The following is a 10,829-nucleotide window of genomic DNA, read 5'->3' on the forward strand; positions in this document are numbered from 1 at the left end:
CGACGCACGCACCGCCGTGCGCACACGGACAGAAGGACATGCCGATGATGCAGACGATCACCGCCGAGGACGGCCCGCGCCTCCTCGGCCAGCTCCGGGAGCAGGGGCTGCTGCCGGATTCCCCGCTATGCGTGTACGCGGCCGGCTCCCTGGTGCGGGGCTGGGGCAACGAGACCAGCGACCTCGACCTGTACGTGGTCACGGACGCGCCGTTCCCCGCGGACGACGCCGTCGACTTCCACCCCGTGGCCCTGGTGCCGGACCGGATCCCGGTGGCGGTGCCCACCCTGGGCGACCGGCGCGGGGACGTGGAGTACTGGCTGACCGGGCAGTACGCCCAGCTGATGGAGAAGATCTCCTGGGAGTCGTACCGCAGTGAGCGGGACGTCGGCGCCACCGTGAGCCAGTTCGAACGCGACTGCCTGGTCAAGCTCGGGCACGCGCTCGCCCTCGACGGCGCGGACTGGCTGGCGGAGCAGCAGAGCCGGCTGCGCGCGTCCGCGTTCGCCCGCACCATCGCCGCGCGGAGCCTGGACCTCGCCGACACCTTCGCCGAGGACGCCCTGGGCCAGCTCGGCTCCGGCGACGCGGAGAGCGCGCTGCTCACCGCGAAGCTCGCCTTCGGGTACGCGGTGGACGCGCTGCTGGCCCAGCACGGGGAGATCGGCACCACCGCCAAGTGGCGCTCCAGGAAGTACCGGGCCGCCGCCCCCGTGGTGCTGCCCTTCGAGCGGTACTGGGAGATCGAGACCATGCGCGACTACGACCCCGCCGAACCCGGACGGTGGATCGAGGACGTCATCGGCTGGGTGCGTCGCATCTCGATGGAGGTGGAGGTCTGATGCCGGCCGTCGTCCATGCGCGGAGCGTGCCCCGGCACAGCCTGGAGGTGCGCATCAGGTCCTCCGAGGGCGCGGTCCTGCTCGCCCGCTACCACCAGGCCTACGAGCTGCCCGAGGTGGCGGCGTTCATCTGGCGGCGCATCAACGGCACCGACCGGGTCGAGGACATCGCCGGCGCGGTGGCCGAGACCTACGGCGTCGACGCCGACACGGCACTCCAGGACACCGCGGAGATGCTGGAGTGGCTACTCGAAGAGAAACTGGTGAAACTGGCCGCCTGAATTTGCCACCGATAATTCCGGCCCCCTGATTCCGACTCCCCCAGGGGCACGGAAAAGCCGTTCGCGATATTCGCGGACGGCTCGGAGGCGTTTCCCTGAAATGCATTTCTCGAATTTCCGAGAATTTCCCGTCCGGGCTTGCGGGCGCTCGAAATCGGCCCCTAATATCGGTGGAGCACGCCGGGCCGGACATCGGAACGGCGGAATTCACCAGTGAAGAGGTGTATTGATATGAAGCAGTACAACAAGCCGCAGGCGAAGAAGATCGACTTCACCCGCGTCATGATGGTGAACCGCTAACCACAAGCGGACCCAAGGGCGCCTCTCCTTCATCACGTCGAGGGGCGCCCTTCCCCTTTTCCTGAGATTTTCCTGAAACGACGTCCCACCGGAAAGGAACGGGAGCATGTGCGGACTCGGCGGTCTGGCCCGCATCGACGGGCAGGACCTCGGCGTCGAATCCGACGCGATCCTCGCGACCATGGCCCGCACGCTGGCACACCGTGGCCCCGACGCGGAGGAACTCCTGCGCCAGGGGCCGGTCGGCATGGCGTTCACGCGGCTGTCCCTGGTGGACCCCGAGAACGGCGGTCAGCCCCTGTACAGCGAGGACCGCTCGGTCGTCCTCATCGCCAACGGCGAGGTCTACAACCACCGGGAGCTCGCGGCGACGCTGCCGGCCGGCACCCGCTTCCGGACCGGATCCGACTGCGAGGTGCTGGTGCACCTCTACCGGCACAAGGGCCTCGACTTCCTCGACGACGTGCGCGGCATGTTCGGCCTCGTGCTGTGGGACCGGCGGCGCGGCGTACTGCTCCTCGCCCGCGACCACTTCGGCGTGAAGCCGCTCTTCTACACCCGGGACAGCCGGCGGATCGCCTTCGCCTCGGAGATCAAGGCCCTCTTCGCCGACCCGGCGACCCCGCGACGCGTCGACTGGGACCGCGCGCTGGTCAACCCGACCATGACGTCGGCCCCCTCGCTGGACCTCGCCGGACCCGCCACCTACTTCGAGGGCGTGGAGTCCGTACCGGCCGCCACGATCCTGGAGATCGACCTGCGCGACGGCGCGACCCGCCGGCACACCTACTGGCAGCTGCCCGACTTCGACGGGGACTCCACCCGTACGGACCAGGAGATCGTCGGGGAGTTCCGTGAGCTGCTCGCCGACTCGGTGCGGGCCTGCGCCACCGCGGACGTGTCCATCGGCCTGTTCCTCAGCGGCGGGGTGGACTCGGCCGCGGTCGCGGCCCTGGCCGCCGGCACGACCGAGCTGCGGACCTTCTCCGTGCTGAGCGGCTCGACCGTGGTCAACGGGGACGCCCGGCACGCGCGCCTGGTCGCAGGCAAACTCGGTGTCGCCAACCACCAGATCCGCTTCGACGCCGCGCAGGCACCCACCGCGGACGAGTGGAAGCGGCTGCTGTGGCTCACCGAGATGCCCACGTGCAGCCCGGAGCAGTACTACAAGCACGAACTCCACCGCCACGTCCGCGCCGAGCACCCCGAGATCAAGGGCATGCTGCTGGGGGCGGCGGCCGACGAGTTCTGCGGCGGCTACTCCGGCACCATCGCCGGCGACAGCGGCTGGGAGGGCTTCGAGTACGCCCTCACCGACATGGCCCGGCGCGGCCGGCTGGAGGACGGCCGGCCCAAGCTCGCCGCGTGGTGGGAGGGCACCGAGGGCGGTCTGCTGACCGACGCCGCGCTCGACCACGGCAGGGCCCTGCGGGCCCGCGACCCGTACGCCGCGTTCGTCGCGGCGAAGATGCGGGACGTCGAGCAGTTCAACTGCTGGCACGAGGACCGCACCGCCGCCGGCAGCGGCACCGAGGCCCGCGTCCCCTTCCTGGACCGGCGGCTGGTCGAGCTGGTCGCGTCGATCCCGGCGGCCCGGCGGGAACGCCTGCTGTGGGACAAGGCCATCATCCGCGAGGCCGTCGCCGACCTGCTGCCCGCCGAGGTGGTCCACCGCCCCAAGGTCCCCTTCTTCTACGGCGAGGGCGTCCAGCACACGCACCGGCCCTTCATCGAGATGCTCACGCACGACGGCTCCGCCCTGGTCGAGGAGGCCCTGGCCACCGAACGCGGCCGGACGATGCTCGACGCCGACCGGGTCCGCGCGCTGCTGCGCCGACTGGCGGACGCACCGCTGTCCGCCCACGTGGAGCGGCTGCTGCCGCTGCTCAACCTGTGCCTGCTCGACGCGATGGTCACCGAACTCCCGCCCCCGCTCGTGGAGTCCGCGGTGCTGCTGCCCGCCGTACGCCCCGCCCACCCGGTCACCGACTGGGACACCGCGGCACCGGAGATCGAGTCGCTGGTGTTCGCGCCCTCCCGCTGGACCGGGCAGAGCGTGCTCGCGCCGGCCGACCACGTCACCCTCCTGACGGACACCGACGGCACCGCGTACCTGGCGGTCGACGGCTCCCTGGAGTACGTGCTGGAGGGCGACGGCGACTGGACGGCCCTGCTGCACGCGCTCGACGGCACCCGCACCCTCGCGGAGGCGTGCGCGGAACGGGGAAGCGCCCCCGACTCCTTCCGGCAACTGCTGGACGACTCCCTCGACCTCGGCCTGCTGCGCCTGACCGAGCCCGCCGCGGCCGCCCCCACCGAGTAGGACGAGAAGGCTGCTGATGACCACCGACCTGGCTATCGAGGCCGAGGGCCTCGCCCGCTCCTACCGGACGCGCACCGGCTGGCTGAGGCCCCGGCGCAAGACGATCGAAGCCGTCCGCGGCGTCTCCCTCACCGTGGGCCGCGGCGAGCTCTTCGGGCTGCTCGGACCGAACGGCGCCGGCAAGACCACCACGATCAAGATGCTGAACACGCTGCTGCTGCCCACCGCGGGCTCGGCACGCGTCCTCGGCCACGACGTGGCCCGCGACCCGCTGGAGGTACGCCGGCGCATCGGTTACGTCTTCGGCGGCGACCGCGGCCTGTACGAGCGGCTGTCCGCCCTGGACAACCTGCGCTACTTCGCGGAGCTCTACGGCGTCGAACCGCGCGAACAGCTCCCCCGCATCCACGAACTGCTGGAGACGGTCGGTCTGAAGGGCCGGGAGAAGGAACGCGTCGAGGGCTACTCGCGCGGCATGCGGCAGAAGCTGCACATCGCGCGGGGACTGCTGCACCGGCCGGAGGTCCTGTTCCTGGACGAGCCGTCGATCGGCGTGGACCCGGCGGCGGCACGCGAACTGCGCCAGATGGTCGCCGATCTCGTGAAGGGCGGCACCACCGTCCTGCTCACGACGCACTACATGGCCGAGGCCGACGAGCTCTGCGACCGGATCGCGGTCATCGCCTCCGGGACACTGCGCGCCGAGGGCACGCCCGCCGAGCTCAAGGACAGGGTCCGCAAGCTCGACGTCATGGAGGTCGAGGTCCACGACGAGGTGCGGGAAGAGCATCTGCGCCGGCTCCGGGAGACCGCGGGCGTCGAGCAGGCCACCGTCGCGACCGACGGCACCGTGGACGTGGTGACCGTCCACACGCAGCCGTCCCACGGCAGTCACGCCTCGGTGCTGGCGGCGCTCACCGGCCTGCGCACCGGCAGGGTGACCACGCGCGAGCCCACCCTGGAGGACGCCTACCTCTCCATCATCAGCGGCCCGGCCACGGCGGGGGGTGCGTGATGGCGCACGGTCCCGCACACGTCCTGTACCGCTTCTGGCGGCTGATGAGGGTCGGTCTGCGCACGCACGTGCTGTACCTGTCCCGCTCCGGCGTCGAGCTCGTCATGGCGGTCTTCGCCCCGCTCGTCTACGCGACCCTCGCCGTCCACCTCTTCCGCGCCGGGGACCATCCGGACCGGCTCCTCCAGGCGGCGGTGGGCGCGGGCCTGATGGGCGTGTGGTCCGCGGTCCTCTTCGGCGCCGGCGGCGCGATCCAGGAGCAGCGCTGGATGGGCACCCTGGAGACGCTGGTGTCCGCGCCGACCCGGCTGTCGCTGGTCCTGCTGCCGATCACCTTCGCGACCGCCTTCGTGGGCCTGTACTCGCTCGTCGCCACCCTGGTCTGGGGTGTCGTGCTGTTCGGCATCCCCTTCGCGCCGGTGTCGCCCGGCCTGTTCGTGGTGGCCGTACTGGCGTGCGTGGCGGCGCTCGGCATGATGGGCCTGCTGATGGCCGCCACGTTCGTCCTGCTGCGCAACGCCAACGCGCTCGCCAACGCGCTGGACTACCCGGTGTGGATGTTCTCCGGCGTCCTCGTCTCCACGGCGTCCCTGCCGGCGTGGACCCGCCCGGTGACCTGGGCCCTCCCGACGAGCTGGGCCGCCCGCGCGATCCACGCGGCGACGGGGGGCGGCGGCGTCCTGTGGCCGTCCGCCGTCGCCCTCGGCCTCGGTCTCGGCTACGTGGCCCTGGCACTGGCCGCCCTCGTCTGGGTGGAGCGCCGTGCCCGCGGCGCGGGCACCCTCGCACTCACCTGAGCGCCGGACACAGCGGAGACACAGCGATGACTGCTCTGACACGCGCACTGCGCCTGACCTTCCACGGCGGGGGTCTTTCCTACCGCGCCCTGTTCAACTGGACCACGCCCCCCATGTTCATCGGCACGCTGCTGGTGAGCCCGCTGTTCCAGATCTTCTTCTTCGTCCATGTCGGACGGAGCCTCGGGGTGGCCGACGACCGTTTCTACCTGCTGGGGAACGCGGTCCTGGCGACCAGCGTGCCCTGTGTGTACGGCGGGATCATGGCCGTGGCCAACGAGCGCCGCTACGGCACCCTGGGAGCGGTGCTGCTCAGTCCGCGGTCCCGGGGCCTCATCTGGGGCGGCAGGGTGCTGCCCTACGTCCTGAACGGGTTCGCCGTCATGGCCTTCATGATGCTCGCGGGCTCCCTCGTCCTGGGCCTGGACCTGCCGGCCACCACGCTGCTCGGCCTGGTGCAGGTGTTCGTCGTCGCCTCGGCCTCGTGCGCCCTGTTCGGCCTGGCGCTCGGAGCGCTGGCGATCCGCATCCGGGACGTGTTCGTCATCTCCAACGCGGCCTTCACCCTGCTGATCCTCTTCAGCGGGGCCAACCTGCCGCCGGCGGCCATGCCGGGCTGGATGCGCGCGGCCGGCTCGGTGCTGCCGCTGTACCACGCCATCGCCGCGCTGCGCGGCGTCTTCGACGGGGCGTCGCCGGGCGTGCTGTGGTCGAGTCTGGGACGGGAGGCGGCGGTCGCGCTGGGATATGCGGTGCTGGCGTACGGACTGTTGCGGTTCTTCGAGTGGCGCAGCCGCGCCAACGCGGCCCTGGACGTCATGTGAACACCGCTCGCGTACGGTGATTGCCAATGTTTGTCAAGAGTTGCCAAGCCGGGCTGGCTTGATCTACCTTCTACTCGCACCCGCCGGGCCGGAGCTCACCGGCCTGGCGTCTCATACCGCGCGTATCGCTGGCTGGATCCGTGCGGCCCATGGAGGGGGACTTAAAGATGGGTATTGTCAGGCCCGCCATACGCGGCCTCGCGGCGCTGCTCGCCGTCATGGCCTTCGCGGGAGCGCTCGGGTCCGAGCGCCATTCGGCTGACACGGAGGTGCGCGCGTCCAGCCTGTCGAGCATCGACTGGCCGTAATCGCCGGAAGACGCTGCGCAGGCGATTCCCGTCCGGACATTGCCAGCTTGGTCAATATTTGCCACTGGTGTGCCGGGCGTGGAATCATGCGGGGGTGGGTCACTCGACCCATCCCCGTTCGGGCGTTGGATTCCCGCCGGGAAGGAAGAGAACATCTTTCCGCGCAGAGGTGGAATTTGCTTGAGCAGCCAGGGTTCGGCAAGCGACTGCGCCAGCTGAGGCAACAACGGGGCATCTCGCAGGTCGACCTCACCGGCCCGGGAATGTCGGCCGCCTATCTGTCGCGGCTGGAATCCGGCAACCGCCGGCCCACCGAGCGAGCCGTCACTTATCTGGCGCAGCGTCTCGGCGTTCCCGTCGAGGTGTTCGAGGACGACCGGCCCGAGGACAGCCTCACCGACGTCGTCGCCACCGTGGCCGCCATGCCGGAACGCGACCTCGACGACGAGACGGCCAGGCTCCTCACCGACAGCCTCGCCGCCGCCGGCGACGCGGACGACCTGACCCACTGGCACGCGCTCACCCAGCTCGCCCGGGTGTACGAGGTGCTGGGCGACTTCCGCAAGGAGCACGAGGCGCTGGTCCGGCTCAACGCGGTCAGCGAGAAGCTGGGCCGCGCCGCCCTCCAGGTCAGGGCCCGGCTCAGGCTCGCCCATTGCGCCCGCGACCTCGGTGACGCGAAGGCCTCCCGGGACGCGGTGGCCGAGGTGCTCAAGCTCAGCCAGGAGCGCCAGATGCGGCTGTCCGCCGCCGATCTCGTGCGCGCCCGGCTGCTGCTGGCGTCGGTCCAGGCCGAACTCGGCGACCTCGCCGAGGCCGCGCGGCTGGTCGACGAGGTGTGCCAGTCGCTGCGGGGCACCACCGGGGTGCTCGCGGCCCAGGCCTTCTGGAGCGCCGCCACCGTGGCCGCCCGGCAGGGCAACCACGCCCGGGCGGTGGAGCGCCTGCTGGAGGCCGTGGCCGCCATCGACAGCCGCGACGACCTGATGCTCTGGATCCGGCTCCGGCTGGCCGGTGCCTCCCTCTCCCTCGAAGCCGATCCGCCCCGGGTCGCGGACGCCGAGGACTTCCTGGCGCAGGCCGAGCCCGCGCTGAGACTCATCGGCACCCAGCGCCACCAGCAGGAACTGCTCTTCCTCCAGGCGAAGCTGGCCTTCCACCAGGGCCGGGCGGACCGCGCGGCACAGTTGCTGGCCGCCGGTGAGGACGGCAAGCACCTGCTGTCGTACCGCGACCAGATCCGCTTCGACGTCCTGCGCAGCCTGGTCGCCCTGCGCTCGGGCGACCGCGACGCCCTCCACGACCTCAGGGACATCGCCGCCCGGGTCCAAACGGCGAACCTGCCCGACCTGGCGGCCGAGGTGTGGCGCACGGTCGCCCAGAACACGATCTAGGGATTCCCGTCCGCTGCCGGCCCGCGGGCCGGCAGCGCTCAGCCGGTGAAGAAGCGCTCGTCGAGGATGTCGACGAGCCACACCGCGGCCGGACCGCCCTTCTCCGACCGGCCCTTGACCTTCTTGACCTCGGTGCCGCGAGCACCAGGACGGCGCGGTCCCTGGCCGTCATCCGGGCCAGGCCGTCCAGCAGGGCCATCCGCAGCTCCGCGTCCCGCGCCGGGGCGGCCGTTTCCGGCAGCCGGTCGCTGGGGCGCTCCGTGGAGCTGCGGCGGCGGCGCCGGGAGAGGAAGCTGCGTACGAGCACGGTGTCGGCCTAGGCCACCGGGGCCTGCGCCCGGCTGATCCGCCGCCAGGAGCGGTACATCTTGGCGGGGGTCTCCTGAACCAGGTCGTTACGCTCCCGGCGGCATCGGGTGCCGCTCAGGCGGCGCGGGACGGGCGCCGGCCCGTCCGGGACCGGGTGGCGGGTCCCTGCCGGCCGCCCGCGATCACACGCAGACGACGCGCACCGGCATGGCGGGGTGGTTCCGGCGAGCGCGTCAGCCAGTCCTCCACACGGTCCATGCCGTACAACAGCAGCCCCACGAAGGGCAGGAGAAGGCAGGCAACGATGACCACGGTCGGGCTCCCTCCCGGCAGGCAACCGTGGACGGGTGCCCACGGGGCGGCCCGCCACCGGGCGTCCGCGTGAACATGCTGTGTCCGCTCACCCCGGCCGCACCGGGCGATGCCCCCGCCGTAGGGGCCGGAGCGGCCACCCCGGACAGCAGGGCCGCCGCACCCCGTGCCGGGCGCATCCGCATCGGCTGCCGCCGCACACCCTCGCCCCTGCGTCCGGTACGGAGGTGTCCCCGACAACCGGCGAAAGGCGCACACCGGTCTTCCGGCAGGTCGTTTCGCCCACCGGTTACGGGTTAATCGAGATGTCCCGGACATTACGACCTTTCAGGAGGACGAGTGACCACCACGGCACGGGACATCATGACCAAGGGCGCGGAATGCGTGGCCGCCGAGGAGACCGTTCTCGACGCAGCCCGCAGGATGACCGAACTCGGCGTCGGCGCGCTTCCCATCTGTGGCGCCGACGACCGTCTCAAGGGGGTTCTCACCGACCGGGACATCGTCGTCGAGGTCCTCGGGGCCGGGAAGGACCCCGCCGCGGTCAAGGCCGGTGAGCTGGCGCAGGAAGAGGCCGTCACGATCGGCGCGGACGACGACGTGGAAGAGCTCCTGCGCACGATGGCCTCGCACAAGGTACGCCGGCTGCCCGTCATCGACGGCCACCGCCTCGTCGGCATCGTCGCCCTGGCGGACGTCGCCCGGGCCCTGCCCGACCGAGCCGTCGGCGACCTCCTGGAGGTTCTCTCCAGCGACTGACTTCCCGTCCGCACGGCAGGAAACACGACAGGAATCCCGGCACGAATACCGCGTGAAAGCCCTGCCACGGGTTCCCCCGCATTTCCTTCACAAACAAGGCGTCTTCGAGGAATGCGGGAACCGACCGAGGGCAAACGGTGGGGCAAGGAGGTAGATAACTATGGTTCCCTTGCTGCTTGTTCTGCTCCTCGCGCTGATTCTGTTCGGCGCCGGATTCGCCATCAAGGTTCTCTGGTGGGTCGCCGTCGCCGTCCTGGTGCTCTGGCTGCTCGGCTTCGTCATGCGCTCCACCACCGCTGGTGGTGGTCGCGGCCGCTGGTATCGATGGTGACCCTGACCCTCACCCCTTCACACGCGGGGACCGGCTGGAGCCCAGCCGGTCCCCGCGTGTGTGTGCGTCCGGCCTATCCGGCCGCCGAGGGCGAGGGTGGCTGGAAGCACGCGGTGACGTCCTTGCCGTAAGGGCAGCGGTGCACCTCCACGGTGTCGGCCAGCGCGTCGACCAGGAGCAGACCGCGTCCGCCCAGCGCACCGGTTCCGGGGTCGCGCTGCTCGGGCAGCCGGGGAGAGGCGTCGTGGACGGTGACGTGCAGACACGCCTGGTCCCACGTGAGGATCAGCTGTGCCGTGCTGCGGGCGTGCACATGGGCGTTGGTGACCAGCTCGGACACCGTCAACAGCACCGAGTCCACCAGGTCCGGCGCCGTCTCGGTCCAGCCCAGCGCCGCCAGGTGCCCGCGCGTCCAGTCCCGGGCCGCCTTCACCCCGCTGCTGACCGGCAGTGAGCGCGCCCATCCCACCGCCCTCACCGAGGAGTCCTCGGCCATGTCCGCCTCCTTCGTTCGTCCCGCTGGTCCCCCCACGTCTGCCCCGGATCCACCGAGAAGAGCACCCGCACCGGTACGCATCGCGAGCCCCCGGTCACCGAGCAGGGACGTCCCCCGATTCGTACGGGCCCGGGTGTAGGTGCAGGATGAGGGGGTAGCCGCTGCGATGACGCCGACCCCGGGGTCGGTGATGGCGGACAGTTCGAACGCGGGAGGGGAACAGCATGGCGCTCACGAGCACGACGGCAGCCGAGACGCAGACCACCGAACTGCCCGAGGTCGCCGATCCCTCCCAGGTGGCGCCCAAGGACGCCCGGGAGCTCTCGCGGCTGTTCTTCGAGCAGCTGGCGGTCCTGGAAGAGGGCACCCCCGAATACAGCTACGCCCGCAACACGCTCATAGAGATGAACATGTCCCTGGTCCGCTACGCGGCCGGCCGCTTCCGCAGCCGTGGACCGGAGGAGATGGAGGACATCGTCCAGGTCGGCATGATCGGCCTGATCAAGGCGATCGACCGGTTCGAGCTGTCGCGGGAGGC

12 protein-coding genes are annotated in these 10,829 nt (G+C 71.0%); 11 read left to right on the forward strand and 1 reads right to left on the reverse strand.

The genetic code is table 11. The features are described 5' to 3' along the window. The first annotated feature begins 44 nt into the window (after positions 1–44). From C3492_RS39265 to C3492_RS39315, 10 genes are all read left to right on the forward strand, one after another. A complete protein-coding gene (locus tag C3492_RS39265; protein WP_103817396.1) occupies positions 45–842 on the forward strand; it encodes a hypothetical protein in 798 nt (265 codons plus the stop codon). Continuing rightward, a complete protein-coding gene (locus C3492_RS39270; RefSeq protein WP_103817397.1) occupies positions 842–1,123 on the forward strand; it encodes a PqqD family protein in 282 nt (93 codons plus the stop codon). The genes C3492_RS39265 and C3492_RS39270 overlap by 1 nt, the downstream gene beginning before the upstream one ends. Positions 1,124–1,529: 406 nt before the next feature. Next, on the forward strand, positions 1,530–3,746 hold the full coding sequence (asnB, locus tag C3492_RS39275) for an asparagine synthase (glutamine-hydrolyzing) (protein WP_103817398.1): 2,217 nt from the start codon (positions 1,530–1,532) through the stop codon (positions 3,744–3,746). A gap of 16 nt (positions 3,747–3,762) precedes the next feature. Then, positions 3,763–4,761, forward strand: a complete 999-nt coding sequence (locus C3492_RS39280) for an ABC transporter ATP-binding protein (RefSeq protein ID WP_103817399.1) — start codon at positions 3,763–3,765, stop codon at positions 4,759–4,761. Next, positions 4,761–5,558: an ABC transporter permease gene (locus tag C3492_RS39285; protein WP_181140785.1), complete on the forward strand. Its 798-nt coding sequence runs from the start codon at positions 4,761–4,763 to the stop codon at positions 5,556–5,558. Before C3492_RS39280 ends, C3492_RS39285 begins: the two co-directional genes overlap by 1 nt. A 26-nt stretch (positions 5,559–5,584) precedes the next feature. Beyond that, positions 5,585–6,382, forward strand: coding sequence for an ABC transporter permease (locus tag C3492_RS39290; RefSeq protein ID WP_103817400.1), 798 nt, complete (start codon positions 5,585–5,587; stop codon positions 6,380–6,382). Positions 6,383–6,549: 167 nt separating this feature from the next. Further along, the gene (locus C3492_RS44985) at positions 6,550–6,690 is read left to right on the forward strand and encodes a hypothetical protein (RefSeq protein WP_181140786.1); all 141 of its coding nucleotides are present in this window, start codon (positions 6,550–6,552) and stop codon (positions 6,688–6,690) included. 176 nt (positions 6,691–6,866) lie between these two features. After that, positions 6,867–8,084, forward strand: a complete 1,218-nt coding sequence (locus C3492_RS39295; protein ID WP_181140787.1) for a helix-turn-helix domain-containing protein — start codon at positions 6,867–6,869, stop codon at positions 8,082–8,084. Positions 8,085–9,068: 984 nt separating this feature from the next. Next, positions 9,069–9,464, forward strand: a complete 396-nt coding sequence (locus C3492_RS39310) for a CBS domain-containing protein (protein WP_181140789.1) — start codon at positions 9,069–9,071, stop codon at positions 9,462–9,464. 160 nt (positions 9,465–9,624) lie between these two features. Then, complete coding sequence (locus C3492_RS39315) at positions 9,625–9,795, forward strand: hypothetical protein (RefSeq protein WP_014673915.1); 171 nt, start codon at positions 9,625–9,627, stop codon at positions 9,793–9,795. Positions 9,796–9,868: 73 nt separating this feature from the next. Here the strand turns inward: C3492_RS39315 and C3492_RS39320 are convergent, their stop codons facing one another. Beyond that, the gene (locus C3492_RS39320; protein WP_103817404.1) at positions 9,869–10,291 is read right to left on the reverse strand and encodes an ATP-binding protein; all 423 of its coding nucleotides are present in this window, start codon (positions 10,289–10,291) and stop codon (positions 9,869–9,871) included. A 224-nt stretch (positions 10,292–10,515) separates the two neighbouring features. On the opposite strand from C3492_RS39320, the gene C3492_RS39325 reads away from it, so the two are divergent. Then, positions 10,516–10,829, forward strand: a 314-nt coding sequence (locus tag C3492_RS39325; protein ID WP_308461181.1) for a sigma factor, incomplete at its 3' end; no start/stop codon positions are given.

The sequence above is a fragment of the Streptomyces sp. Ru62 genome (assembly GCF_002920615.1).
In the GTDB taxonomy this organism is placed as follows: Bacteria; Actinomycetota; Actinomycetes; order Streptomycetales; family Streptomycetaceae; genus Streptomyces.